This is a genomic window from Actinomadura sp. GTD37 (genome assembly GCF_041951365.1).
Taxonomy (GTDB): Bacteria; Actinomycetota; Actinomycetes; order Streptosporangiales; family Streptosporangiaceae; genus Spirillospora.
Window position 1 is genome coordinate 350,373 of record NZ_JBGNUS010000003.1, and the last position, 24,861, is coordinate 375,233.

General features: G+C 70.3%; 23 protein-coding genes and 1 tRNA gene. 8 read left to right on the top strand and 16 right to left on the bottom strand.

Annotated features, from left to right (window positions below; genetic code table 11):
- Nucleotides 1-116: 116 nt before the first annotated feature.
- From ACA511_RS19975 to ACA511_RS20020, 10 genes are all read right to left on the bottom strand, one after another.
- A complete protein-coding gene (locus ACA511_RS19975; protein WP_375025915.1) occupies nucleotides 117-1,121 on the bottom strand; it encodes an NlpC/P60 family protein in 1,005 nt (334 codons plus the stop codon).
- Nucleotides 1,112-2,035, bottom strand: a complete 924-nt coding sequence (locus ACA511_RS19980) for a replication-relaxation family protein (protein WP_375025916.1) — start codon at nucleotides 2,033-2,035, stop codon at nucleotides 1,112-1,114. The genes ACA511_RS19975 and ACA511_RS19980 overlap by 10 nt, the downstream gene beginning before the upstream one ends.
- Nucleotides 2,032-4,488 (bottom strand): type IV secretory system conjugative DNA transfer family protein, encoded by a 2,457-nt coding sequence (locus tag ACA511_RS19985; protein WP_375025917.1) that lies wholly within the window; start codon nucleotides 4,486-4,488, stop codon nucleotides 2,032-2,034. Before ACA511_RS19985 ends, ACA511_RS19980 begins: the two co-directional genes overlap by 4 nt.
- Nucleotides 4,485-6,290, bottom strand: a complete 1,806-nt coding sequence (locus tag ACA511_RS19990; RefSeq protein ID WP_375025918.1) for a VirB4 family type IV secretion system protein — start codon at nucleotides 6,288-6,290, stop codon at nucleotides 4,485-4,487. The genes ACA511_RS19985 and ACA511_RS19990 overlap by 4 nt, the downstream gene beginning before the upstream one ends.
- Nucleotides 6,287-6,709 (bottom strand): hypothetical protein, encoded by a 423-nt coding sequence (locus ACA511_RS19995; protein ID WP_375025919.1) that lies wholly within the window; start codon nucleotides 6,707-6,709, stop codon nucleotides 6,287-6,289. The genes ACA511_RS19990 and ACA511_RS19995 overlap by 4 nt, the downstream gene beginning before the upstream one ends.
- Complete coding sequence (locus tag ACA511_RS20000; protein WP_375025920.1) at nucleotides 6,706-7,671, bottom strand: PrgI family protein; 966 nt, start codon at nucleotides 7,669-7,671, stop codon at nucleotides 6,706-6,708. Before ACA511_RS20000 ends, ACA511_RS19995 begins: the two co-directional genes overlap by 4 nt.
- Nucleotides 7,668-8,996 carry a hypothetical protein gene (locus ACA511_RS20005; RefSeq protein ID WP_375025921.1) on the bottom strand — a complete coding sequence of 443 codons (1,329 nt, stop codon included), beginning with the start codon at nucleotides 8,994-8,996 and terminating at the stop codon, nucleotides 7,668-7,670. Before ACA511_RS20005 ends, ACA511_RS20000 begins: the two co-directional genes overlap by 4 nt.
- 60 nt (nucleotides 8,997-9,056) lie before the next feature.
- The gene (locus ACA511_RS20010; protein WP_375025922.1) at nucleotides 9,057-9,257 is read right to left on the bottom strand and encodes a hypothetical protein; all 201 of its coding nucleotides are present in this window, start codon (nucleotides 9,255-9,257) and stop codon (nucleotides 9,057-9,059) included.
- A gap of 41 nt (nucleotides 9,258-9,298) precedes the next feature.
- Entirely contained in the window at nucleotides 9,299-9,610 is a 312-nt protein-coding gene (locus ACA511_RS20015; protein WP_375025923.1) for a pilin, read from the bottom strand.
- 332 nt (nucleotides 9,611-9,942) lie between these two features.
- Nucleotides 9,943-10,776 carry a hypothetical protein gene (locus ACA511_RS20020; RefSeq protein ID WP_375025924.1) on the bottom strand — a complete coding sequence of 278 codons (834 nt, stop codon included), beginning with the start codon at nucleotides 10,774-10,776 and terminating at the stop codon, nucleotides 9,943-9,945.
- Nucleotides 10,777-11,154: 378 nt separating this feature from the next.
- Here ACA511_RS20020 and ACA511_RS20025 point away from each other — a divergent pair, with 378 nt between their 5' ends.
- Nucleotides 11,155-11,589 carry an NUDIX domain-containing protein gene (locus tag ACA511_RS20025; protein ID WP_375025925.1) on the top strand — a complete coding sequence of 145 codons (435 nt, stop codon included), beginning with the start codon at nucleotides 11,155-11,157 and terminating at the stop codon, nucleotides 11,587-11,589.
- 322 nt (nucleotides 11,590-11,911) lie between these two features.
- Here ACA511_RS20025 and ACA511_RS20030 read toward each other — a convergent pair whose 3' ends face one another.
- Nucleotides 11,912-12,364: a hypothetical protein gene (locus ACA511_RS20030; RefSeq protein ID WP_375025926.1), complete on the bottom strand. Its 453-nt coding sequence runs from the start codon at nucleotides 12,362-12,364 to the stop codon at nucleotides 11,912-11,914.
- A 244-nt stretch (nucleotides 12,365-12,608) separates the two neighbouring features.
- Between ACA511_RS20030 and ACA511_RS20035 the strand changes: the two genes are divergently transcribed.
- From ACA511_RS20035 to ACA511_RS20045, 3 genes are all read left to right on the top strand, one after another.
- Nucleotides 12,609-13,514 (top strand): hypothetical protein, encoded by a 906-nt coding sequence (locus tag ACA511_RS20035; protein ID WP_375025928.1) that lies wholly within the window; start codon nucleotides 12,609-12,611, stop codon nucleotides 13,512-13,514.
- Nucleotides 13,511-14,485, top strand: a complete 975-nt coding sequence (locus ACA511_RS20040) for a TRM11 family SAM-dependent methyltransferase (protein ID WP_375025929.1) — start codon at nucleotides 13,511-13,513, stop codon at nucleotides 14,483-14,485. Before ACA511_RS20035 ends, ACA511_RS20040 begins: the two co-directional genes overlap by 4 nt.
- Before the next feature lie 715 nt (nucleotides 14,486-15,200).
- Nucleotides 15,201-16,502, top strand: a complete 1,302-nt coding sequence (locus ACA511_RS20045) for a recombinase family protein (protein ID WP_375026289.1) — start codon at nucleotides 15,201-15,203, stop codon at nucleotides 16,500-16,502.
- Here ACA511_RS20045 and ACA511_RS20050 read toward each other — a convergent pair.
- Nucleotides 16,462-16,537 (bottom strand) — tRNA-Glu (locus ACA511_RS20050). The two genes, ACA511_RS20045 and ACA511_RS20050, sit on opposite strands and share 41 nt — an antisense overlap.
- A gap of 72 nt (nucleotides 16,538-16,609) precedes the next feature.
- Nucleotides 16,610-18,274 carry a metallophosphoesterase gene (locus tag ACA511_RS20055; protein WP_375025930.1) on the bottom strand — a complete coding sequence of 555 codons (1,665 nt, stop codon included), beginning with the start codon at nucleotides 18,272-18,274 and terminating at the stop codon, nucleotides 16,610-16,612.
- Between the two features lie 32 nt (nucleotides 18,275-18,306).
- Here ACA511_RS20055 and ACA511_RS20060 point away from each other — a divergent pair, with 32 nt between their 5' ends.
- Nucleotides 18,307-18,648, top strand: coding sequence for a metallopeptidase family protein (locus ACA511_RS20060; RefSeq protein WP_375025931.1), 342 nt, complete (start codon nucleotides 18,307-18,309; stop codon nucleotides 18,646-18,648).
- Nucleotides 18,649-18,744: 96 nt separating this feature from the next.
- Complete coding sequence (locus tag ACA511_RS20065; RefSeq protein ID WP_375025932.1) at nucleotides 18,745-20,073, top strand: MFS transporter; 1,329 nt, start codon at nucleotides 18,745-18,747, stop codon at nucleotides 20,071-20,073.
- Here ACA511_RS20065 and ACA511_RS20070 read toward each other — a convergent pair.
- Nucleotides 20,070-20,384, bottom strand: a complete 315-nt coding sequence (locus tag ACA511_RS20070) for a PspC domain-containing protein (RefSeq protein ID WP_375025933.1) — start codon at nucleotides 20,382-20,384, stop codon at nucleotides 20,070-20,072. The genes ACA511_RS20065 and ACA511_RS20070 overlap by 4 nt on opposite strands.
- 138 nt (nucleotides 20,385-20,522) lie before the next feature.
- On the opposite strand from ACA511_RS20070, the gene ACA511_RS20075 reads away from it, so the two are divergent.
- Nucleotides 20,523-21,674, top strand: coding sequence for an acyl-CoA dehydrogenase family protein (locus ACA511_RS20075; protein ID WP_375025934.1), 1,152 nt, complete (start codon nucleotides 20,523-20,525; stop codon nucleotides 21,672-21,674).
- Between the two features lie 98 nt (nucleotides 21,675-21,772).
- On the top strand, nucleotides 21,773-22,792 hold the full coding sequence (locus tag ACA511_RS20080; protein WP_375025935.1) for an aspartate-semialdehyde dehydrogenase: 1,020 nt from the start codon (nucleotides 21,773-21,775) through the stop codon (nucleotides 22,790-22,792).
- 4 nt (nucleotides 22,793-22,796) lie between these two features.
- Here ACA511_RS20080 and ACA511_RS20085 read toward each other — a convergent pair whose 3' ends face one another.
- Nucleotides 22,797-23,015 (bottom strand): DUF2277 domain-containing protein, encoded by a 219-nt coding sequence (locus ACA511_RS20085; RefSeq protein ID WP_375025936.1) that lies wholly within the window; start codon nucleotides 23,013-23,015, stop codon nucleotides 22,797-22,799.
- Between the two features lie 296 nt (nucleotides 23,016-23,311).
- A complete protein-coding gene (locus ACA511_RS20090) occupies nucleotides 23,312-24,832 on the bottom strand; it encodes a M28 family metallopeptidase (protein WP_375025937.1) in 1,521 nt (506 codons plus the stop codon).
- Nucleotides 24,833-24,861: the final 29 nt, after the last annotated feature.

The following is a 24,861-nucleotide window of genomic DNA, read 5'->3' on the forward strand; positions in this document are numbered from 1 at the left end:
GCGGCGAGCTCGCCCTGGGCAACGGCCCTGCTCATAAGGAGGCCGGGTGGGAAGGTGACTGCCGTCCCGCCTGAACTCGAGCTCTTGCTAGCCGTCTACCCGAAGACTTGGATGTATCAGGGCAGATGGTCATCCCCGAGGAGCGGCTGGTCTCGGTTGGAAGTGTTTGTCAGGCGGAGGAGGGGGCGGGTGGTGCCGAGCCAGTCGGGGCGGTGGTAGGTCTCTACGCCGATGGCTGGGTGACAGGTGGAGCAGCGGGCGGCGATCATTTGGCCGTGGCCGATGACCAGGCCGACGTGGCCGGGGTTGTTGGTGGAGGTGCCTGGGCCGGAGTTGAAGAAGACGAGGTCGCCGGGTTGGGCTTGGTTGTTGGGTACGCGGACGCCGAAGGGCCATTGGGTGAAGGTGGTGCGTGGGATGGTGAGGCCGGCGGCTGCGTAGGCGGCTTGGACGAGGCTTGAGCAGTCCCAGGCGTCGGGGCCGGTGGCGCCGAAGACGTAGGGCTTGCCGCGTTGGGCCATGGCGAAGGCGATGATCTCGTTGGGTGCGGTGAGGGCGGCGGCTTCGGCGCACTCGGCTGGAGGTGTGGTCTCTGTCGGTGCGCTCGGGGTGGTAGGCGTCTTCTTGTAGTTGCGGGCGCGGTTGAGGACGTCGTCGACGTAGGTGTTGCTGTGGTTGTAGGCGAAGAGCGCGGCGCGCATCTTGGGTGGTGCGCCGTTGTGGCGGAGGTAGTTGGCGGCGGCGGGGATGGCGTCGGCCGGGTCGTAGCGGTCTTTCTTGCCGTCGTGGTTGCCGTCGACGCCGTAGCTGGCCCAGGTGGCGGATAGGAACTGCATGGGGCCGCCGGCCCCGGCGCGGTTTTCGCCGGACTGAACGCCTGGAGCCTTGGAGCGTCCGTGGTCGGACTCGATGGATCCGACGGCGGCGAGGATCTCCCAGGGCATGCCGTACTCGGCGGCGGCTTTGCGGTAGAGGACGAGGTAGGTGGCGGGGATTCCGGCGACTGGCGGTCCGGTTGCCTGCTGTCGGCATGCGTCGGGTGGGGGCGTTGAGCCGGTGACGGCACCGATGAGGACGACCGCCAGGACCACGAGGGCGACCAGGAGCGCGATTACCGGCAACCGGTGTCCTCGGTCCTGTGGGGGCCGGTGGCGGACGTTGCCCGTGATGCGGTGGCTAGGTCGGTCAATCGGTGGCGGGGGCCGTCCTGTCCGGCGGGTAGCCATATGGGTCCGGCGGGGCCGCCGGTGGTGGTGTCGGCGGGTGTGTGGACGGCCGTGGCGACCGGGACGGGTGGTGTTCCTAGCAGGGTGCGGAGGTGGGTTTCGCGGCGGGCGTTGGGCAGCCAGAACAGGACAGGGGTGTTGATCCCGGTGGACTCGGCGAGGGCCTCGTAGCCGTTGAGTTTGGCGGCGACTTTGGCGAGGGTGACGCTGCCGGTGTCGTGTTCGAGGAAGAAGTCGGTCGTCGCCGGCCCCTGGGCTCCGGGGGTGGTTTCGGTCCATCGGCCGTAGGCGTCGGGGCGGGCGAGGTCTCCCCAGAGTTGGGTGCAGCGGCGTTCGGGCCACCATTTGTCGAGGTGGGCGGCGGGCGTGTGGCGGGCGTGGGTGTGGAGTTGGGTGAAGAACTCGTTGACGCCGACCTGGTGGGCCAGGTGCCGGGAATGGCTGATCTGGAGTGCGGTGGTGCGGCGGTAGCCGAGTCCGGACAGGGTGGTGTCGCGGTGGGCGGCCAGGTGCTGGGCACCAAGGGGGCCGAGGACCCAGTGATAGGGCGCTGCTCCGACGGGGAGCCAGGGTTGGAAGCGTTCGAGGGCTTTGAGGCGGAACAGTTGCAGGAGCCGGTCGCGGGCCTTGCCGGGCGTGGTGAAGAAGATGGCGGCGATTTGGTGCGTGGTGAGGACGCGGTGTTCCCAGACCAGCTCCAGGATTGCCTGGTCGCGGTCGGTGAGACGTGCGCGGAGTTCGAGGAAGAGTTCGGGTGTCGCTCGTGTGGGCGTACTGGCCGTCCGGCGCTGGCGGATGACTTTCTTCACTGCGGCTGGTTCCCCTCGGTGGTTGGGCTCTCTGCGCGCGGGTCGGACGGCGGCCCGCCCTTTCTGGTGGTGGGTTTGGTTGTCGTCATGCGTGGTGCGAAGCGTTGGCGAGAAGCTGCGCGGATGTGGTCGGCGCGGCCGGGGATCGGGTCGCGGAGTGGGCGGGTACGGAAGGTGAATGCCTGGGTCGGCTGGCCGGCGGTGACGAGGCGTCCGGCGGCTTGGTAGGCGCCCAGGTGCGCGAGGTCGTGCGCGGACAGGACGGGGCCGGCGTGCCGGGCGAGGTCGCTCGCGTCTTCAGGTGAGGCGGCGAAGTAGATCTTGTTGCGGGCGTCGGCTGAGACCGCGTCGCGCAGGTCCTTGGGCAGTTGGGACAGGTGCTGGTGGGCCAGGACGAGCGAGAGCCGGTACCCGCGGGCCTCGGCCAAGATGTCGGACACTGATCCGGGCAGGTTGAGGAAGTTGTGGCACTCGTCGATGTAGGCGGCCGAGTCGGGGCGCTCGTGCTCAGGAAGGTCGGTGCGGCGGGTGACGCCTTGCCAGGTGTGCGCGAGCAGGAGCGATCCCATGAGGCGGGCGGCGTCTTCGCCGAGTACGCCCTTGGGGAGGCGGGCCAGGACGAGGCCGCCGTGGTCGAGGTGCCGGGCCAGGTCGACGGTGGATCCGGTCGCCGACAGGGCTTGATGGACGAACGGGCGGAGTAGGACGGCGCGGAGCTTGTTCATCACGGGCCCGATCGCGGCCGCTCTTCCGGCCGGTGACAGTTCGTCGTAACCGGCCCAGAAGCCGCGTAGAAGATCGTCGGAGAGCCGTCCGACCACGCGGGCACGGAACGCCGAGTCGGTGAGGAGCTGCGGGACCTGGGCGAGGGTCGCGCGGGCGCCGTGAGCCCGCATGAGGCTTAGGCAGGCCGACCGCAACAGATCGTCCAGGCGCGGCCCCCAGGAAGAGCGGAAGCAGCGGTGGAAGATCGACACGACCGAGTCCACGGCGAACGCCGGGTCGGGGCCGGACAGGATGCCGACCGAGGGCGGCGGTGCTGGGTCGGACGGGTCGAACACCACTGTCCGGCCAGCCATGCGGCTCGGGAGCCGGTTCAGGACGTCGGCGATCAAGTCGCCCTTAGGGTCGATGACCAGCGCGCCGCGGCCCTCGCGGGCGTCGCCAAGGATGAGCGAGGCGAGCAGGGTGGATTTGCCGACGCCGGTCTGTCCGAGGACGTGGACGTGTTGTCGTGCCCCGACGACCGGCATCGCTACGGGGCGGGGGTGCCCCGCGTCGGCGTCGCCCAGCACCCGCGCGGCCCCGTGCTCGGTGTCGGGGCCGGTGGGCACGTCCGGGGACGGGGCGACCGGTCGGGCTCCGGCGCGCGTGATCGCGGGCGCGTCCGCATCGAGCGGCAGGTGGGCGAGGGCCGCCAGCTCGGCGGCACCCAGCAGGTAGCCGCGCCCCAAACGGCGCTCGGCCAAGGAGAGGGCCGGGTCCCGGAGCCTGCGGCGGCGTAGGTGCTGGTGGCCGGACGCGAACAGCGCGGCTACCGATGCCAGGGCGTGGGCCCGTCCGCGCAGCCACTTGTCTGCGTTGGTGGTGTCGGGTGTGGCGACGGCGTAACGGATGTCGGCCTCGAACCGTGGTTGCGTCGCCTTGGCCAGGATCGCGCGGACCTGCTCAGCCCGTTCCGGGTGCACGCTGGCATGAGCGGCACCGGTTGGGTAGCTGGGGTGACCGGTGCGTGTCCCGGGTGTGAGCAGGTCGAAGAAGAAGCCTCGTGACGTGGCCGGGTTTCCGCCCTTGAGCCTGGACGCGACGCGGTGGGCGCGCGTCAGACGGCGGCCCGTCACGGGGCGGGCGAGGATTTGGACGGCGGCGCATTGGCCCTGGTCGAGTCCGGAAACCGCGCCGAGGAGGGAGCGGATCGGGTCGGCGTGGTGATCGGTCTTTAGCGGATAGGAGTCCTCGCGCGACAGCACGAGACGGCCTCCGGCCGCCGGGATGGACGGCGGGATGGGCGGCGCGGAGGCGCGGGTCGTGGTGGTGGCGCCCGGCCAGGCAGCCCGGATGGTCTCCTCGACCATGCCGGGCGGCACCTGCCCGGGCACCCAAATCTGAACCCGCACCCCGGCGGCGCTGGCGATGTACTCAAACGCCACGTACGGCTGCCCGAAGATCCAGCGCTTCCACGCCGGGGCGAGCAGGCCGGTCTGGTGCGCCCACCAGGCGGGCGCACTGGCCGGATCGACCTGGGGCGGTACCGACACGGTGATCAGGCGGGCGTCGCGCGCGAACCGTTGCCTCTGCCAGCGCTGCACGGTTGCCCGCGCGATCTTGAAGGCGAGGACGGCGAGGCCGGTCGCGAGAGCGGTTGTCGGCCCATAGTGGGCGACCAGCACGGGGATGCGTTCGGCCTGGTCGAAGATGCGGGTCCACTCGGGGACATCGCTGGTCGAGGTCATAGCGGGTCGGTCTCCTGGCCGTCGTTGTCCAGCAGTTCGGCGGGATCGGTGGTGATCACCCTGTGTTCGGCGGGTGATGAGATGGCGGCGAAGGCCGCCCGGTCGCCGGCGTTCCCGCCGCACAGGAGCCCCTCGCCGCGTTCGGCCGACAGCAGGAACGCACGTTCGCCCTCGGACAGGGCGAACGCGTCGCCGACAACGGTGATGGCTTGGGGTGCCTGGCGGAGCAGGATCTGGGTCGCGGAGTTGGCGACGACGGCGCGGCCGAGGTCGGACGCCAGCAGGTCGGCGGCGTCCTGGGTGACAACGGTCAGCCCGGTCCAGTGCTTGCGGGCGGACTTGGCGAGCCGATAGAGGAATCGGGCGCCCTCGGCCTCCTTCATCAGCATCCACGCCTCGTCGACGATCACGAGGCGTGGGCGCCGGTCGGCGGGGTTGGCGACCTTGCGCCAGATGGCGTCCAGCGCGAGCAGCACCCCGACGGACTTGACCTCCTCGGGCAGATCCCGTAGCGAGAACACCACCAGATGCCCGTCCGGACGGGTCGTCGTGGCCCGCGCGAACAGCTCCCTGTAGGACCCGGCTACGTACGGCGTGAGCCGTTCGGCGATCGCCTCGCCCTCGGGGTGGGAGCTGATGGCGAGTTGCTCGACCAGGTCCGCCAGCAGCGGGGCCGGACGCGTCCAGGTGGCGGGCGCGGAGTTGATGCCCCTGGCGGCGTAAGCGGCCAGGACAGCGCGGTCCAGGACGGGCCGCGCTGCGGGCGTCAGGGGCTCGCCGAGCATTGCGGCGACGAGTGTCTGTGTGAACAGGGCGCGGCGGATCAGGGTGTCGTCGCCCTGGTCGGTGGGCAGGTCGAACGGGTTGAACGCCACGCCCTTCGCTCCGAGGCCCAGGTGGGTGCCGCCGGTCGTTTCGGCCAGGGCCCGGTACTCGTCCTCCGGATCGATCACCGACACCTCGACGCCGTGATACAGCAGCCGCAGGGCTTCGAGCTTGGTGAAGTAGCTCTTGCCCGCGCCGGATCGGGCCAGGACAACGGAGTTGTGGTTGTCCTGGGCGAACCGGTCCCACGCGACGATGCCGGAGCTGGCGACGTTGACCCCGTACAGCACCTCGTTGGAGCCGGTCGGCGCGTTCAGGTCCGGGGACGCGAACGGGAATGACGCGGCCAGGGCGCTGGTGTCGAAGGTGCGGCGCTGTCGGATCGCGTCCGTCCCGAGCGGAAGCGTCGAGACCCAGCCCGCCATGGCGCGGAAGGTCGTCGGCTGCGCGTCCAGCAGAAGAGATGCGGCCAAGGCCCGCACCTGCTGAACCTCGCCGTCCAGTTCCTCGGCGCCCCAGGCGTGCACGGTGAGGTAGAGGCCGACGCGGAACAAGCGGCCGTCTCCGCGCGCCAGCGACGAAGCCAGATCGGCCGCATCGTCGGCGGCGGCCTCAACGCTGAAGTCGGCCAGCCGGCCCGCCTCGGTGTTGGCTCGGGCGCTGGACTCCAGGCGGGCGAGCTGGCGCCGGAGCCGCTGCGCGGCGACCATCGGCGGGATCGGCTCGACGTGCAGGGAGACGTCCAGGCGCCCGGGATAGGTGAGCAGCGGCTCCAGCCAGCCCGCGCCGACCTCGCGCGGATATCCGGCGACGGCGAACGACGCGCAGCAGCCGTCCGGCATTTCCAGCGACGATGCGTTCACGCGGAGCGCGGCGGGCGCGAGCAGATCGCCCAGCCCGACCCTTTGGTCCCGGTCATCGTCCCCGGCGGACGCGGCAGACGCGACGGCGGCGCGGGCGAGTGCGGACAGTTTCACCGGACCACCACCTGGACGGCCTGGTGGCCGCTGGCCTGCACGGTCGCGGTCAGGACGTGGGCGAAGTTCTCGCGGTCGAGGCTGCTCAGCGATGCGGTGGGGAACGCTCCGCCGGTGGCCAGCGCGGCGGCGATCTGGAGGACGGCGGCCTCGCCCGCCGAGCACACCAGACGCCCACCGGCCAGCGCCGCGGCGGCCCGGTCCCACTTCACCCAGGCGAGCACGTCATCGCCGGCGTCCGGGGCGACGTCGCGCTCGATGAACTGCGAACGGAAATCGGCACGGGTCAGCCAGAACCGGTGAATGATCAGCAGCTCGACCGCCGCGGACTCACCGCAGGCGCCGCGCGCGTAGCGGCGAAGCCCCTCGGCCAACTCGTTGACGGCCGGTCGCTGCGAACGCCGATAGATGTGCGTCATTCCGAGGCTCCTTCGACGCTGTGGGCAGTGATGGGCTGGTCTAGGTCGGCGGGCGGCGCGGGCCGCTGGTAACCGGGCGAGAACGCGTCCGACAGCACGCGCACGCAGGCATCGGCGTCCAGGACTTCGGCCGTGACACCGAACCCGGCCAGCGTCCGGACGGCTTCGACGGCGCGGCGGGAGACGACGACGGCGCTTGCCTGCCGTGCGCGTCCGCGACGTCCCGAACCGGGGACGGGCTGATCCCGCGCGACGATGAGCACCTCGCGCACCAGCAGCGTCCGCGAGTCGCCGAGTTCGTCGAGATAGGCGGCGTGGTCCTCGGCCGCGCGCCGCAACGCCGGGTGCGGAAGATCGGGCGCGGCCTCCGCCACTCGTGCGGCGAGGTCGGACAGATCGACCGGACGGGCCCGGATCAAGATCTGCACCGGAGCCTCAAGCGAGTTCAGCCACCGGCCGAAGAACCCCACCAGCGCGGCCTGCTCGGCGGACGTGCGCAACCCGAACGAGATCGTCCCCGTCCGCACCAGCGCGGCCGTCCCCTCGCCGCCCAGGTCCATGACGCCGTCTTGGCGAACGGCACGGACCGGAAACCGCAAGGCCCCAGGCAACTGCCCCCGCACCCTGCACCAGGCAGGAGCCTGGGGAATCGGCTCGGACGCTGCGACGAGCGTGCGTCGCCGGCGAAGGTGGTCCAGGGCGGCCAGGACGAACCGGTCCAGGCCCATGCCGTCCCGGCGGCCGAGCGCCAACGCGCACCCGGCCGTCACCAGCGGGAAGCACAGTCCCGCTGTGACCGCGGCCGGCAGCAACGGCGAGACGCCGACGAAGACCGACGTCGCGATCACCGCGGTCGTGGCGAGGATGGCGAGTTGACGCGTGGTGAGCCCGTACATGATCTTGTCTGGCTGCTCCACGTCGGCCGGGATACGCGCGGACAAGGGCTCGTGATCGTCGTTCAACGGTTCCTCCTGCCATGGCGCCGGTAGCGGGGCGGATCAAGCCGCACGAACCTGCGCGGTGCCGGACGACGCGGGACCTCGGCACGCCGGTAGGGGCGTGTCGGCGGCTGCGTCGGGATGCGCGGGTGCGGCCGGGCCGGGCCGCCCGCACCCGTCCGCCCAGGAACGGGCGGGACGTGCGGACGGTGCGGCGTCCCCCTGGGAGCCGCGCCGTGTCCGGCCCGGTGATGGGTCCCGGCGCCGCCGTGCGCGCCGCTACGGGCCCCGTTCGCCGGACCGAGGCGGGGACGGTGCCGCCGGTCAGCGCCGCGCGGTTGGTGGCATTGGGGACCGTGACCGGGCCCGCGATTGGGGCGCCCGCCGTGCGGGCCACCGGACGGCCCGCCACGGGGCCCGTTCGGCCCGCCGCGCCGCCGGGACCCGCCGCCGGGTCCGGGCCGGGCAGCCCCGGCGGACGTGGTCCGGGCCGCGCGTGCGCCACGCGCGCCTCGGGTCGCCTTCCCGACGGCTCCCAGGACGGCGCCGACGCCCTTGTAGACCACGAACGTCCGCACGAGTTGGCTGAGTATGCGCGGCTGGGCGGGTTGCCAGACGGTGCGCGCGACCCAACGCGGGATACAGATCAGGATGTACAGCAGCGCGATCACCAGCAGCAGGTCGATCAGCTCGGCTTGCTCGGTCGGGACCCCGAAGAAGGCATGGTTGTTGTCGCTGTGCTGTGACAGCAGCAGCCGCAGCGCGTTGATGAACACGAACGACTGGCAAACCTGGATCGCCAGGGTGCCGGTGATCCCGCGCCACCACAGCCGGGCGAGCCCGTCAGTCAGCGGCAGCGTGTGGAACATCAACGCGATCGGCGCGACGCCGATCAGGATCATGATGATCGCCAGCCGCATCACGTAGATGAACGCCAGGATGCAGGCGAGGACGACGACCACGAGGGTGACGAGGACGAAGAAGATCCCCGCGGTGTTGACGGACACGCCGATGCCTTCGGCGAAGATCCGCCCGGCTTCATCGGGATCGATCTGGTCGGCGCCGCTCATGAGGATCGAGCGGGCGAGCCCGTTGGCGAGCTGAATCCCGTACCCGATCACGACCGGGCTGAGGTTCATCGAGGTGAACGCCGCCACCAGCCGCACGATCGCCTGCCCGGGGTTGGCGACGCCGGAGAAGGTCTGACCAGCCATCAACAGCACGCCGGCGACCAGCACCAGGAGCACGAAGCAGGTATTGGCGATCACACGGGACGTCGCCCAGATCTCCTCGGCCTGATTCATCGGCGACGACCCGATCTCCGGCGTACCGAGCTGGGTACTGGCCAAGAACCCCAGCACCGGCGTCAGGGCGCTCTTGGCCAGCGACCGGAACCAGCCGGTGATCGCCTACTTGGTGTGGCAACCCATGTCCACCCAGCCGCAGTCATCCTCCTCCTGGCCCTCGCCGGAGTCGCCGTCGTCCTCCGGATCCAACGGGGCCACGGCGGACGCGGTGCTCGCGTGCTGAACGGAGGAAGGCGCGTCAGCGGTGACGTGCAAGAACAGGCTCAATACCGACGTGCCCGCCAAGAGAGCGAGCGCGATCAAGGCGCGTCTCCGCCGAACCCTGCGAATCCAGGCTCGCATCTTCAGGACCCGACGATGTACTGGAGGATCTGCACCAGGATCGGGGCGAGCGCGGCGATGCCGTAACCGATGGCGGCATTGCGCAGTGTGCGTTTCCCCGCCTCGGCCTCGCCGGGGTCACCACCGGCCAGCAGATACCGGACTCCGCCGATCGTGGCGAACAGCGTGGCCAGCGCTACCAGCAGACCGACAATGACATTGCGCAGGTTGGAGATGACCTCCTGAAGACGCGCGTTGTCCGCAGGAGCAGCTCCGGGCGTGGCGGTAATGATGTGCGCCTCGGCTGCCACAGCCAATGTTGCGGCGATCACCATTCCGCACACCAGAACGCCAACGCACCACAGCGCAATTGCAGCGGCGAGGCGGCCACGGCTCACCTCTGGCCGACGAGATGGAAGAAGCTCTGACGACGGACGGATGCTCAACGGGCAGCCCTCCATGTATGTGACGAGACGGCGAGTGGAAATGGCGTCGGTAGGTACCGGTCGGAAGGTTGGAAACCACGGAGTGAAGACGGGCCGGGCCTTGCGGGTGTCCTCCTTCGGCAAGGGCACTCGGCGGACGGTCTGACGGATGGGGACCGGGTGACCATCCGGCCCGAGTCCGTCTTCAACCCCGGGTTGCTTTCACCTAGTAACTGGACAGCTCACACCCCGGGCTTGGACATCAGCGTGGCGTAGTCGTCGCGCAGACCTTCGTCGCGCATCGCGGTGACCAGCCGCTTCTCGGCGCGGCTGCGGCGCTTCATCAACGCCGCATAGGACATCCCCAGCCGCTCGGCGAGGCAGGCAGGGGCCATGCCCTCCAACCGCGTCATGGTGATGATCTCGGCGTCAACCGCGGTGATGACGCCCTGCCGGACGGCCGAGCCCAAGAGCAGGTCCACGTGGTCGTCCGACGAGACGGCCGCCGGGTCGACCTTCGCCAGTTCGCAAGGGTCCACCGGGATCACCTGCACGTGCGCGCGGTAGGCACGCTCCACAGCCTTGGCCGACCGCCACACCAGCCGCTGCGCGATCCGCGGCTGCTCCAAGTCGACCTGGTGCAACGCCTCGAGGAACGCCGACAGCAAATCACCGGCCACACGCGAGGTGCCGGCCCCCGGCTCACTGTCCAGGCCGCGCAGCCTGTCCCGCACGATCGCCTTCAGACCGGGAAGCGCGACCCCGACGCATCCGATCACCCAGGACGGACCCTGGTGGCGGGCGCGCCGCACCAACGCCTTCCACACGGCGTCGCGCGCGTCGTGTCCGGTGGAGGGGTGCAGCAGGATGGCCCGGACCTCGTCCAGCGCGATCTTGCGGGCGGGCAGCCCGTGCCCGAGCGCCGCACCGTCCACCGACAGCGGAGCCGGGCCGCGCGTCAGCAGATCGAACGTCGTCTCCGCGACGTCCAGCACGTGCCCGGTCTCGGCGTCGGTGCGGCGGGTCGGCTGGTCGGAGCGGTCCGCCGGACGGACGGCGGTGATGGTGCTGGTCATGGGTACCCCCGAGAGGTCAATCGGTGAATCGGTCACCGACATCTCGGCAGAGGCCGTGTGCAGATCATGAGCAGATCGCCGGCAAGCGCTCGCGACCGGATCTGCTCATGATCTGCTCATAATCGCTGTGACCAGCGAAAACACGATCTACTGATCGTGTGCACAGGCTGCCAGGTGCCTGAGGTCAAGCGCGCACAAGTGTTTAGATCGCCGCTGACCAGCATGAACACGTGCACGCAGAGAACCACGTCAAGAGAGATCAAAACTCCCAGGCGAACTGTTGCGGCCCAGTGTCGACGGCCGCCGAGTTCGAGATCTGGCCTCGCAGCACCATGCTCCCGCCCATTGTTTCGGTGTTTCGCGCCAGGAGAGGAACCGATGACAGACAAGGTTGTCAAGGACAAGGTGCTCTGCTACATCGTCCGCGACGGGAGGCTCCTGGTCTTCCGGCACATCGACTACAGCTATGAGGAGGTCGGCATCCAGGTACCGGCCGGCAGCATTCGGCCGGACGAGACGCCGGAGGTGGCCGCCCTTCGGGAGGCTCGGGAGGAGACCGGCTTCATCCACTTCAAGATTGTCCGGAAGCTGGGGGAAACCACTTACGACATCAGCCCGTACCGTTTCGAGATCCAGCGACGGCACGTCTTCTCTATGGAGCTGACCGAGCCGACTCCAGAGCGATGGGTCAGCCAGGAGCTCCATGACGGCGAGCAGGACCCCACGAGCTTCGAGTGCTTCTGGATTCCGCTGAAGGCGGCTCACATCCTCCAGTCGGGGCAAGGTGCACTGCTCGGCACGCTCTACCCCTGATCCCCGGGCTGTCCACCCGAGACGCTCAACGCCGAACGGAACCTCGTCTTCGCGCCATACGGGCGGCAGCCCCCAGGCCAGAAGTGGTGCCCAAACTCACCGACATCCTCAGCCCTTCGATCACCAACCGGTGCCCGAACCCGTCGACAAGCGGGGCCGCTTCTCGACGGCATAGCCAGCTGGCAGAGTGTCGGGTGTACGGAGCCAAGTGCAGACCCATGTACAGGTAAACGTCTACCCGTACTCCGCTCTGCATACCGAGGAGTAAGTACGCCGACACGGAGATGGGGACGTCGCAGTGCGTTGAACTGGGTGGGGTGGTTCAGCCTGGCGGAACCGTCAGAGTCAGTGCCGCAACGAATGCGGAGAAGGTCGGCGTGACCACGCGCCAGCCCAAGGGCCATCGGTCGCCTTGGTGAAGATCGGCTCCCTCGCCGCCCCCGTCAGCGACCACCTGAGGGTCTTCGACGCCGGTGCGGTAGTCCAGCGCGATGCTGAAGGTGTCGGTGTAGTGGGCGCCGCCGATAAGGAAGGCCAGGTCGAGGTCGAGCCAGGGCAACTCGACAGACCTGGCGTGAGTGCTTCCCCGGGCCACATGGAAAATCCGCGCCAGTTCCTCTTCCTCGGTGGCGCGATCAAGGTCGCCCGTTTCCTTCCGCATCTGGTCGATCGTGAGCATAAGGAACTTGCAGGGCTCGTCCGCCCAGGGCATGACCCTGTCAAGCGCCTGCTCGCCGGGATCGCGCCAACGTCCATCGCCCAGCATCTCCAGCAACAGGGGCGGCAGCGGAAGTCCCCGGACGCTCCTTAGCGATCCAGGGCTCAAGTGATCCACGAAGAGCATCCTGCCAACCCGACGCCGAGTACGTCACGGAATGTGGGCCAGATCCAGTTCTCTCCATCGTCGACACCCTGCTGTGCTACCCAGAAACCCGCGTCGTACGTGTCCAGGATCGGGCAGGGCGCGGTCAGTTACTTGGTGAGACAGGGGACCGGGCGACCATCACGGGTCACCCGATATGACCAGCACCAACAAGTCGAACCCGACACCCGCCAGCGGCGCGCGGCAACTGCTGCCGCTCACCGTCTGGCTTTGCCCGGACGACACCACCGACCAGCCCGCCCACCACGCGCAGCCCTGCCAGGGCCCCGCCCACCGGGCACCCCAAACCCGAACCTGCGAACGGCACCTGGGCACTATCAGCTCCGGGCTCGCGCGCCACCTCATCAACACCACCACCGACGAACACGAGGTGATCGCCGAGGGTTTCACCACCAACTCCGCCGTCCTGCGCGCGGCGGCCGAACTCGACCGGCGCGCCGTCGGATGCGTGCCGCACTTCCCGCTCGCCCAGCACATCGGCGCGCAGTTGCGTGAACACCTGCCGCATGAATACCTCGGACGAGTGGCGATGCGGCCGTGTCGCGCCGACCAGATGCACCGCGGTATCGCCGACCACGCCGGAAAGGTCGCGCTGGTGATCGCGGCACCGCCCACGGCCGGGAGCCGCACCGCCGAACAAAAGCCGAGGCGAGCGCGGGGAGCGTGCCCGGCCTGCTTGTCGGACGTGCTGACCGACAGTGCCTTTCGCGCCCAGTCGTTCCTGCCGGCCGCCTACCGAGTCCTGCGTCCGGGAGGTCACCTCGCGGTCGTGACCACCGCCAGGCACCACAACGGACACCTCATCGACCCCGCACCGGCGATCATCCGCGAGGCCCGCAAGGCCGGGTTCCGCTACAGCCAGCACATCATCGCCGTCCGCGTCCCCGTCGAGGGCGACACCCTGCTCATCCAGGCCGGCCCCAGCAGCCTCGGCCAACTCCGCGACATCCGCTCCCGGGCCCTGCCACCCGCGGCCCGCGTCCACGCCGACGTCTGCATCCTCACGCGACCGGGCAACAGCGGCCAGGAAGGTGACCGATGAACACCAGCCCCCACACCGAGACCCACAGGCTCGCATCCGTGCTGCTCACCGGGCAGCAACCCTCACGCATCCAGCGCAAGGGTCGCTACACGCCCGAGTCGATGACCCACCCGGCCAAGATGCTGCCCGCGATCGCCGCCCACGTCGTCGCCGCCTACACCGAGCCCAACGACCTGGTCATCGACCCCATGTGCGGCATCGGCACGACTCTCGTCGAAGCCGTTCACCAGGGACGCCACGCCATCGGGATGGAGTACGAGGCGCACTTCGCGGAGATGGCCGCCGGCAACCTCTGCCACGCCCGCTCCCAAGGTGCCATCGGCAGCGGGCATGTCGTCCACGGCGACGCCCGCAACATCGCCACCGCGCTCGCCACGCAGGCCGGCACCGCCGCGCTGGTGCTGACGTCGCCGCCCTACGGGCCGACCACCCACGGGCAGGTATGCACCGGCCGAGACAACGGCGGCGGAAAGATCGACAAATCCCACAACCGCTACTCCACCGACCGCCGCAACCTCGCCCACCGCCCGACCGCCGAACTCGTCGCCGGGTTCGGGCAGATCCTCACCGGATGCGCGGCCCTGCTCCGCCCCGGCGGAGTCATAGCCGTCACCGTCCGCCCCTTCCGCGTCGCCAGCGAACTCGTCGACCTTCCGGGCCAGGTCATCACCGTTGCTGAAGACAACGGCCTGGTCCTGTCCGACCGGTTCGCCGCCCTGCTGTGCGGCCTGCGCGACGGGCAGATCGTCACCCGCGCGTCGTTCTTCCAGATGATCGAATCCCGCCGCCTCCGCGAACACGGCATCCCCGCCATGGCCACAGCCCACGAAGACCTCCTGGTTTTCGTTCCTGTGGAGAAGGGCCGCCGCGCGGCCCGCCTTGATCTTGACGGCGGAGGTGTGGCGTCATCCCCGGACCGGCTTGACATCGGGACCGCCGCCGCCCACACCCGGCGGACGAGGGCGCGGTGACCAGGCCGGACAACCGAACCCGGCGTGACAGCGAGGAGTTGACGATGACCTGGCGAATGGTCCCGGCGGACCCGTCCGTTCAGGCGCAGCTCACCCGGGTGCAGGCACATGCGATCAAGGAGGTACTCACGTGGTGGACCAGGCACGCAGCCCGATCCCGCTCGACGTGTTCACCAGAGGGACCCACAGCAGCCGATCCGCAGGACTGACCGGCCCTGGTGGAGGGTTTCGGCTGGACGGGCCGCTACGGGTGGCCTTCGCGGGGCGGACCTCGACCGAGGACAAGCAGGACCCGACGCTGTCGCTCCCACGCCAGCTCGCCAACAGCCAGAGCGCCCTGCACACGGCCCTCCCAGGGCGTGCGGTGATCGTCGCGCACTTCTACGACATCGAGTCCGGACGCAAGGACCTCGCCGCGCGCGGATTCGGACGCGGGCACGAGCGGTTCAACATCCCGGTTCCGCGTGACGGCGGCATCCAAGACCTGCTGTCGGAAGCGACCCAGGCCGATCGCCGGTTCGATGCGGTGATCTGCGAGTCGGTCGACCGGATCGCGCGTCGGACCTACATCGGTACCCATATCGAGAACACCCTGGAGAAGCTCGGAATCCCGCTATGGGCGTCCGACGAACCGATCGCCCTGAACGGGAAACGCTCCTCCCAGGTCCTCACGCGGCGGGTGAAGCAGGGCGTGGCCGAGTGGTACGTCCTGGAGATGCTGGAGAAAGCCTGGGGCGGCTTCGAGGCCCACACCGAACAGGGCTTCAACGTCGGGCGGCCTCCGTACGGGTACCTGGCGGACAAGGTTCCTCACCCGGTCGCCGCTCGCCGCGAACAGGGGGCCACGAAGCATGTCCTGGCCGTCGACCCGGTGCGCAGCCCGGCCGTGCAGACCATTTTCGAGATCCGCGTCAGTGAGCGACTCGGCTACCAGGCCATCGCCGACCGACTCAACCGTGATTTGGATCGCTACTCGCCGCCTGTCGCCACCGCGAAGCACCGCAGCGTGGGCAAGTGGACCTACTCCTCGGTCCGGGAGGTGCTGACCAATCCCAAGTACACCGGCTACATGGTGTGGAACCGTAAGGCGACCACATCGGCCGGAGGTCGGAACAATCCTCCCGAGGCGTGGATCTGGTCGAGCGCACCCACTCATCCCGCTCTGGTGAGCGTCGAAGCCTTCACTGACGCCCAGAAGGTCGCCCGTGATCGAGAGGGCTCCCGTAGCCGCCCGGGGCCCAACACCGCGCACACCGACACCCATCGCTTCTACGCGCTTCGCTCCTACATGACCTGCGGGCTGTGCGGACGCCGGATGTTCGGCAAGGAGAGCCGGGGGCGGATCTACTACATCTGCCGTCCGGCCCGTGCCTACCGTCCCGAAGGGCACCCGGCGAGCATCTGGGTTCGCGAGGAACCGCTCATGGCGGGCCTGACCGAGTTCTTCAACCGTGAGATCTTCAGTTCCCATCGACGTGAACGCCTGCGCGTATTGCTCGCCCGGGTCTATGACAGCCATCTGCGGGAACACCGTGAACGCCTGGCGGCAGTCGAGCGACAAATCGCGGAGTTGAAACGTCGCAAGGAACGCGTCCTCGACTCCTTGGAGACCGCCGACGACCCCACACCCGCGTTCGTCAACTCCATCAACGAACGCACCACGCGCATCGGCGCGGACCTGGAGGCCAAGCAAACCGCGCTACGCGAACTGCGGGAAGCGACTCCGGTGGCACCGTGTCCCGAGTTGCTGGACCACTGCCCGACCGGCACGGTCGACCTTGATCTGCTACCTGAGCCCACCCTGCGGCGCCTGCTGGACGCCTTCGCCGTCCAGATGCGTCACGACAAGGAAGGCCATCAGGTCGACATTCAGGTCACAATCACGTCCGAAACGGCGGACACGCAACTACGGGCCGCGAACGCGGCGATCATGGGGGACGACGGCGGGCCGGATAGTGAACTTGCAGCCATGCGCGTGGTACCCCCTACCGGATTCGAACCGGCGCTACCGCCTTGAAAGGGCGGCGTCCTAGGCCGCTAGACGAAGGGGGCCCGGTGGTGGCGGAGATGGTCGCCACTCGACCCCGTCAGTCTAGAGGACGCCGCCGGGCGGCGTGCAAACGGTTACCCCGGTTCGGTGGTGCGGGTGGGGGACGGGAGGCGGGCGCCGGGTGCGCTCTCGGTGGGGGACGGGCTGCGGGACGGCCAGTCGGACGGGAACTCGGACGGGAACGGGGAGGTCGGGGACGCGGGGGGTGAGGGGGCCGGGGGGCGGGGTGTGACGGTGCGGTCGGGGGCGGGCTCCAGGTGGCGCTCGATCTGGGCGGAGGTGAGGCCGAGGCCGCCTAGGCGCAGGTCGTCCCAGCCTTGGAGGCGGTGGGTGGCGCGGCTGAAGTAGAGGACGGACAGCTCGATCGGGGTGGGCTGCTCGTGTTCGAGGCCGCGGAGGCCGGCGCCGCCGGTGGAGCCCTGGACGAACAGGCGGGTGCCGGTGGGGAGGAGCTTGGTGGAGCGGGTGTGGGTGTGGCCCGCGAGGACGAGGGGGGTGACGCCGGCGAACGCCTCGCCCTCGGCCGGGTCGTGGGTGACGACGACGTCGGGGGTCGTGCCGGACGCGCGGAGCCTGTCGGCGTAGCGCAGGCCCTCGGCGCGGAGCTGGTCGGCGCCGACGAAGTCGTCGCGGGTGCTCTTGTCGGGGGTGAAGCGGGGGTCGCCGACGCCGTAGATGCGCAGGCCCTCGACCTCGCGGGTGTCGTCGTCCAGGACGATGGCGTTCTTCTGCCGCTCGACGGCCTTCTGCGTTTCCTTGGAGTCGTGGTTCCCGCGGATGTAGACGTAGGGGATCTTCAGGTCGGAGATGGAGTCGGCGAACTTGTCCTCTGCCTTGCTGCCGTGGTCCATGAGGTCGCCGCTGTCGATGACGAGGTCGACCTTGAACTGGGTGGAGACGGACTTGATGACGTTCCAGGCGGCGGGGTTGAGGTGGATGTCGGAGACGGCCAGGACGCGGATGGTGGACGGGTCCGGTTCGTAGGTCGGGAGGGTCGAGGTCGTGGCGTACAGCTCGGAGACGTTGCCGACGAGGCGGGCGAGCTGGGCGCGGTAGGCGGAGAAGCGTTCGACGATGCTGCGGGCGTCGCCGACGATCTGCGGCGCGTTGGCGAGGACGCCGGTGTAGCGGGGCTCGGCGATCGACTGGGGGTTGAACGTCGCCCAGGTCAGCAGGGTGACGGCGACGAGGCCGGCGGCGGCGGACGACAGGCCGAGCAGGGCGCGGCGCCAGGAGCGGAAGAGGACGAGGGAGGCCGCGAAGCTCGCGGCGAGGGCGATCAGGACGGCGCGGACGAGCAGTTCGACGAGGCCGTGCCGGATCTGGCCGGCGATCCGGTCGGTGAGGCGGTCGAGTTCGGTGTCGTCCTCGATCAGCTTCTTGGCCTGCTCGGGGCGCAGGTCGGTGATGCGGGCCTCAAGGGAGACGGGGCCCTCGTGGGTGTCGAGCTGGAGGGAGCCGAGCGGGGGCAGCTTCAGGGTCGTCCCGCCGTGCAGGGACGGCTGGAGGGTGAGCTGGACGTCGGTGGGCCCGACGGGGGTGACGTAGCGTCCGCCGCCGAGGAGGCCGACGTAGCCGCCGGCCAGGCCGATGGCGACGACGAGGGCGAGGCGCGTCCATCGGTGGGTGAGGAACGGGGTGGCGTGGGAACCGAACCGGCGCGCGCGGTCGGCGGTGGCGGCGCCGAGGGCGCGGAGCTTCGTGAGGGCCTTGGTCAACGGGGCGCGGACCTGGGGCACGTGTTCCCCTTCTATCGAGCAGAATCGATGTCGTGATGGAGTTGTCGCGCGATGAGTTCGAGGACCTCGTGGCCGAGGCCCTCGACACCATCCCACCCGAGCTGACCGCCCACATGCGCAATGTCGTCATCGTCGTGGAGGACGACGCGCCTGAACGCGGGCTTCTCGGCCTGTATCAGGGCGTACCCCTCACCGAGCGCGGTGACTGGTACGGAGCCGTCCTGCCCGATCACATTTCGATCTACCGCACGGAGATTCTCCGGATATGTGACACCAGGGAGGACGTGGTGGAAGAAGTCCGGATCACGGTCGTCCACGAGATCGCGCACCACTTCGGGATCGACGACGGGAAGTTGCACGAACTCGGATACTGACGCAAAGAATTGCGCACTGTAGGTCACGCGACTGCCACGCAGCGTGAGTTAATAGGGGAGGGCGCCCGGCACCGGGCGGGCTGAACTGGAGCGGGCGTGGCGGTTAGGCAGACCGGTCGGCATCGTCGTCCGGCGGAGGAGCAGGCGACCTATCGCGAGGTCTTCGCGATCGGGGAGTTCCGCGCCCTCTGGTCGGCGCAGGCGCTGTCGTACATCGGGGACCAGTTGGCGCAGGTCGCGCTGGCCGTCCTCGTGTACGACCACACGCGGTCGACGCTGCTGACGGCGCTGGTGTACGCGCTGACCTACATCCCGCCGATCGTGGGCGGCCCGGTGCTGTCCGGGCTGGCCGACCTGTTCCCGCGCCGCACGGTCATGATCATCTGCGATGTGCTGCGGGCCGCGCTGGTGGCGGTGATGGCGGTCGTGGCGATGCCGGTGGGGGCGCTGTCGGCGCTGGTGTTCCTCGTCGTCCTGCTGGGGACGCCGTTCTCCGCCGCGCGCGCCGCCGTCATGCCGGACGTCCTGGAGGGTGACAGATATGTGGCGGGTTCGGCGATCGCCAACATCACCCACCAGGTCACGCAGGTGGTCGGCTTCCTGGCGGGCGGCGCGGTCGTCGCGGTCGTCGGGACGTACGAGGCCCTCGCGCTGGACGCGCTGACCTTCGGCGCGTCCGCCGTCATCCTGATCGGCGGGCTCCGGCGCCGGGCGGCGCCGCACCGCGGGGAGCGCGAGTCGCTGAACCTGCTGCGCGGGACGCGGGACGGCGCGCGGCTCGTGTTCGGCGACCCGGTGCTGCGGTCGCTGGTGCTGTTCGCGTGGCTGTGCGCGTTCTACGTGATCCCGGAGGGCCTGGCCGTCCCGTACGCGGCGACGTTCGGCGGCGGCGCGGTGACCGCCGGGCTGCTGCTCGCGGCGATGCCGACCGGGATGGTGGTCGGCTCGCTGCTGTTCAGCCGGTTCGTCCGTCCGGCGAACCGGCTGCACGCCATGGGGTGGATGTCGATGCTCGCCTGCCTCCCGCTGGTCGGCGCGGGCGTCCATCCGCCGCTGTGGTGGGTGGTCGCGCTGTGGGCGCTGTCGGGCGTCGGCAGCGCCTACCAGCTGGTGGCCAACACCGCGTTCGTCGCGGCGGTGCCGGCGTCCGGGCGGGGGCAGGCGTTCGGGCTCGCCCAGTCCGGCATCCTCGCCGGGCAGGGCGTCGGGATCCTCGTCGGCGGCGCCGCCGCGCAGGTCCTCGGGCCGGAGACCGTGGTGGCGCTCGCGGGCGTCCTCGGCCTGTCGGCCGCGGCGATGCTGACGCTCGGCTGGAACCAGGTCCGCGGCGGCGTCATCGCCGGGACGCGCGCGGGGCCCTTCGCCGCCCCGTCGTCCGGCGCGGGCGGTGAGGAGCTGTCCGGCGTCGGCCGCCCGGCGTCCTAGGCGCTGGTGCGGTTCTTGGCCACCGCGTCCTTCGTCTTCTGGACGGCGTCCTGGACTTTCGGCGAGTCGCTCGCCTTCTTGAACAGGTCCTCCGCGATCGACGTCGGCTCGCCCTCCTCCGGGATGAGGATCCAGGCGAGGATGTAGATCGGGATGCCGGGGCCGAACACCGCGAGGACGGCGAAACCGAGCCGCACGATGTTGACGTCGATGTCGAGGTAGCGGGCGGCTCCGGCGCTCACCCCCGAGACCATCCGGCCCTCGCGGATGCGGCGGAGCTGCTTGCCGGTGCTCTTCTTCTCCATGTCCATGCCTCGATCATGCCCAGTCGAACGGAGATCCGACATCGGGATTCGCCCTGATTCGCCCCTGAGCGCACCCGCGGCGGCTCAGGGGCGGCCCCCGACGTACCCTCGTGGGCGGACGGCCCCGGAACGGAGGAGACCCGCATGGACGTGCTGCGCGTGGACGACCGCCTCACGGACGAGGAGCGCATGGTCCGCGACACCGTGCGCGCGTTCGCGGCGGAGAAGATCGTCCCGCACCTCGCCGGCTGGTTCGAGGACGGGACGTTCCCGGCCCGCGAACTGGCCCCCGAGCTGGGCGCGCTCGGCCTCCTCGGGATGCATCTCCAGGGCTACGGCTGCGCCGGGACGAGCGCCGTCGCCTACGGGGTGGCGTGCCGGGAGCTGGAGGCGGCCGACTCGGGGCTGCGCAGCTTCGTGTCCGTGCAGGGGTCGCTGGCGATGGCGGCGATCCACAAGTACGGGTCGGCGGAGCAGAAGAACGAGTGGCTGCCGCGGATGGCGGCGGGCGAGGCGATCGGCTGCTTCGGCCTGACCGAGCCGGACCGCGGCTCCGACCCTGGCGACATGCTGACCCGCGCCCGCCGCGACGGCACGGACTGGGTCCTGAACGGCGCCAAGATGTGGATCACGAACGGGTCGGTCGCCGACATCGCGGTCGTCTGGGCCCGGACGGACGACGGCATCCGCGGCTTCCTCGTCCCGGCGGGCACCCCGGGGTTCACGGCGCGCGACATCCACCGCAAGATGTCGCTGCGCGCGTCCGTCACCTCCGAGCTGGCCCTGGACGACGTGCGCCTGCCCGCCGGCGCGGTGCTGCCGGGCGTGCGGGGCCTGAAGGGGCCGCTCGGCTGCCTGGCGGAGGCCCGCTACGGGATCCTGTGGGGCGCGGTCGGCGCCGGGCGGGCCTGCTACGAGGCGGCCGTCGGCTACGCCAAGACCCGCGAGCAGTTCGGCAAGCCCATCGGGTCGTTCCAGCTCACCCAGGAGAAGCTCGCCTGGATGGAGGTCGCGCTCGGCCAGGCGGGGCTCGTCGCGCTGCACATCGGCCGCCTCAAGGACGCGGGCGAGGCCACGCCGCAGCAGGTGTCGTTCGGCAAGCTCGCCAACGTCCGCGCGGCGCTGGACGTCGCCCGGGAGGCCCGCACCGTCCTCGGCGCGAACGGGATCACGCTCGAATACCCGGTGATCAGGCACATGAACAACCTGGAGAGCGTCCTCACCTACGAGGGGACGCAGGAGGTGCACCTGCTCACGCTCGGGAAGGCCGTCACCGGGCTGGACGCGTTCCGTTAAGGAGCGCTTGAACCGTCCGCGTAGGGTTACTGACTGGACGTCCTGCATCCGACCTGGGCAGACTCGCCCAGGCCAAGCGATCTACCAGAGGGAGCGGCATGAGAGTCGGCATCGTCGGGGCCACCGGACAGGTCGGGGCCAAGATGCTCGAAATCCTGGCCGAGCGCGGATTCCCCGTCGACGAGCTGCGGCTGTTCGCCTCGGCGCGCTCCGCGGGGCGCAGGCTCCCGTGGGACGGCGCCGAGATCACCGTCGAGGACGCGGAGACCGCCGACTACACCGGCCTCGACATCGTGCTGTTCTCCGCGGGGAAGACCACGTCCAAGGCGCTGGCGCCGAAGGTCGCCGCCGCGGGCGCCGTCGTGATCGACAACTCCTCCGGCTGGCGGATGGACCCGGACGTCCCGCTGGTCGTCGCCGAGGTCAACCCGCACGCCGCGGTGAACCGCCCCAAGGGCATCATCGCCAACCCGAACTGCACCACGATGGCCGCGATGCCGGTGCTGCGCCCGCTGCACGGCGAGGCGGGGCTGACCGCCCTCGTCGTCTCCACCTACCAGGCCGTGTCGGGCAGCGGCCTCGCGGGCGTCGCGGAGCTGCACGACCAGGCGTCCAAGGTCGTGCAGGGCGCCGACAGGCTCACCCACTCGGGCACCGCCGTCGACTTCCCCGAGCCGTCGGTCTACGTGCGCCCGATCGCGTTCAACGTCCTGCCGATGGCGGGCTCGATCGTGGAGGACGGCCTCGCCGAGACCGACGAGGAGCAGAAGCTCCGCAACGAGAGCCGCAAGATCCTGGAGATCCCGGATCTGAAGGTGTCGGGCACCTGCGTCCGCGTCCCGGTGTTCACCGGCCACTCGCTGCAGGTCAACGCGCGGTTCGCGCGCCCGATCAGCCCGGAGCGCGCGAGCGAGCTGCTCTCCGGGGCGCCCGGCGTCGTCCTGGCGGACGTGCCGAACCCGCTGCAGGCCGCCGGCCAGGACCCGACCTACGTGGGCCGCGTCCGCCGCGACGAGACCGTGGAGAACGGCCTCGCCCTGTTCTGCGCGGGCGACAACCTGCGCAAGGGCGCCGCCCTGAACACCGTCCAGATCGCCGAGCTCGTCGCCGCCGAGTAGGGGTCTACCGTGCGCGCCCTCCTCGGACCTCCAGGGTTTCGAGGAGGGCGGCCGTGCTCTGGGCGATCTCCGCGACGGCCCGCTCGAACGCCTCGGCGTTGTGGGACGCGGGCGAGCGGAACCCGGAGATCTTGCGGACGTACTGGAGCGCCGCCGCCCGGACGTCCTCATCGGTGACGTCGTCGGCGTACGGCGGGCGAAGCGTCTTGATGCTGCGGCACATACGTCCATTGTTGCTCGCGCCTCCGACAGCGGTGGGCCCCCGGGCGTCCTGCCTGGGAACGTTCGGCAGGACGCCCGGGGGTCCGGCGGGGGGCGGGGACCCCGGCGGCGGGCGCACGGTCCGGGCCGAGATTCGTCCCGTGCGTCCCGCCTACTGTCAGCCCTGAAAGCGGGGGGCGGGCTGTTCAGCAGTGCATCGCGGCGGCCGGTCGGGTGTCAACGAATCCATCCGGCACTGGATTTTCAATTGTGTGAACGCCCTCGTGGAAAACACTGAAACCGGCCGCCGGCCTGCGGCTATGTGGTGATCTTGAGGTCGTCGAGGCCGGCCTCGACGAGGCTGCCGGAACCCGCGTCGGCGGCCTCCACCAGGATGCGGACGGTCTGCCCGGCGTACCCGGAGACGTCCGCGGTCTGCGTCCGCCAGGCCCCGGCGCGGTTCGCCGCCGCGCCCGGCTGGTCCAGCATGGTCGCGGACCCGTCCGGCCCCACGATCCGCACCCGGAGGTAGTCGGCGGACGAGCTGTTGTCGAGGTGGGCGAAGAACCAGGAGAACGACACGGTCTTCGCCCCGGCCGGCAGCGCGATCGGCGGCGACTGGACGCTGCTGGCGCCGCCGTCGAGGTCGTAGGTCCCGGCGTCGGCGCCGGCCGCCGCGCCGGTCACCAGGGCGCCGCTGCCGCCGGCGGCGGCGAGTTGCAGGGGCGTGCCGGACCAGTTCGTCGGCTGCGGGGCGGCGCGCTGCCAGGCGCCCGCGGTGGCGGTGTCGGCGCCGCCCGGGTTCACCGTCCAGCCCGCGTCGGTCTCCAGGTCGTCGGCGTAGACGGTGTCGCCGGGCGGCTCCTGCGACCCGCCGTCCCCGCCGAGCGTCCAGACGGCGTGCGCGATGGCGTCGGCGTTGCGGTCCAGCGCGGTGTCGTCGATGTTGGACGTGGTGTCGCAGGACGAGTGGTAGCACCGGTCGAACGCGACGCCGGCCTGGCCGCCCCACAGCTGCGCCTGCTGGGACGTCTTGCGTCCCTCGGCGCCGGTGAACATCCCGCCGGCGGGGATGCCGACGCGGATGAACGGGCCGTAGTCGGAGCGTCCGTCGAACGCGGTGTCCTGCACGGGCACGCCGATCGACGAGAAGTACGACCGGAGCACCTGCTCGATCTCGGCGGACCCGGCCGGGCCGCCGCTGCCCGACGAGCCGTCCCCGTCGTAGGCGAAGTAGCCCGGGTTCGGGGAGCCGACCATGTCGAAGTTCAGATAGCCGGTGATCTTCGACCGCTCGGCCGACGGCAGGTTGTTGACGTAGTACGTCGACCCGACGAGGCCGAGCTCCTCGGCGCCCCACCAGGCGAACCGCAGGTGCCGGTTCGGCTGGTGGCCCGCGCGGGCGACGGCGAGCGCGGTCTCCAGGATCGACGCCGACCCGGAGCCGTTGTCGTTGATGCCGGGGCCGGCGGACACGCTGTCGAGGTGCGCGCCCGTCATCAGCGTGTCGGCGGTGTCGCCGCCCGGCCAGTCGGCGATCAGGTTGTAGCCGGTCGCGCCACCGCTGGTGAACGACTGGACGCTGGTCTGGTAGCCGGCCGCGTCCAGCTTGCCCTTCACGTAGTCGAGCGAGGCGCGGTAGCCGGGGCGTCCGTGGGCGCGGTTGCCGCCGTTGCCGGTCGCGATGCTCTGCAACTGCGACAGGTGCGCCTTGACGTTGGCGAGCGGGATGTCGGGCGCGGCGAGCGCCGCGGGCGCCGCCGAGGCGGCCGCGCCGGGCAGGAGGGCGGACACCGTCAGGGCCGCCGCCCCGAGCACCGCCATGGTGCGGGATCTCATCATTCCTCCGGAGGGAAGGCACGGCCCGT

Bases quoted from the DNA above. Each gene is read 5' to 3' on its own strand.
- ACA511_RS19995 (WP_375025919.1), bottom strand. From the start codon at position 6,709: ATGACGCACATCTATCGGCGTTCGCAGCGACCGGCCGTCAACGAGTTG.
- ACA511_RS20040 (WP_375025929.1), top strand. From the start codon at position 13,511: ATGAACACCAGCCCCCACACCGAGACCCACAGGCTCGCATCCGTGCTG.
- ACA511_RS20045 (WP_375026289.1), top strand. From the start codon at position 15,201: ATGCTGGAGAAAGCCTGGGGCGGCTTCGAGGCCCACACCGAACAGGGC.
- ACA511_RS20090 (WP_375025937.1), bottom strand. From the start codon at position 24,832: ATGAGATCCCGCACCATGGCGGTGCTCGGGGCGGCGGCCCTGACGGTG.
- ACA511_RS20025 (WP_375025925.1), top strand. From the start codon at position 11,155: ATGACAGACAAGGTTGTCAAGGACAAGGTGCTCTGCTACATCGTCCGC.
- ACA511_RS20070 (WP_375025933.1), bottom strand. From the start codon at position 20,384: ATGGACATGGAGAAGAAGAGCACCGGCAAGCAGCTCCGCCGCATCCGC.
- ACA511_RS20085 (WP_375025936.1), bottom strand. From the start codon at position 23,015: ATGTGCCGCAGCATCAAGACGCTTCGCCCGCCGTACGCCGACGACGTC.
- ACA511_RS19985 (WP_375025917.1), bottom strand. From the start codon at position 4,488: ATGACCTCGACCAGCGATGTCCCCGAGTGGACCCGCATCTTCGACCAG.
- ACA511_RS20020 (WP_375025924.1), bottom strand. From the start codon at position 10,776: ATGACCAGCACCATCACCGCCGTCCGTCCGGCGGACCGCTCCGACCAG.
- ACA511_RS20080 (WP_375025935.1), top strand. From the start codon at position 21,773: ATGAGAGTCGGCATCGTCGGGGCCACCGGACAGGTCGGGGCCAAGATG.
- ACA511_RS20035 (WP_375025928.1), top strand. From the start codon at position 12,609: ATGACCAGCACCAACAAGTCGAACCCGACACCCGCCAGCGGCGCGCGG.
- ACA511_RS20075 (WP_375025934.1), top strand. From the start codon at position 20,523: ATGGACGTGCTGCGCGTGGACGACCGCCTCACGGACGAGGAGCGCATG.
- ACA511_RS20015 (WP_375025923.1), bottom strand. From the start codon at position 9,610: ATGGTGATCGCCGCAACATTGGCTGTGGCAGCCGAGGCGCACATCATT.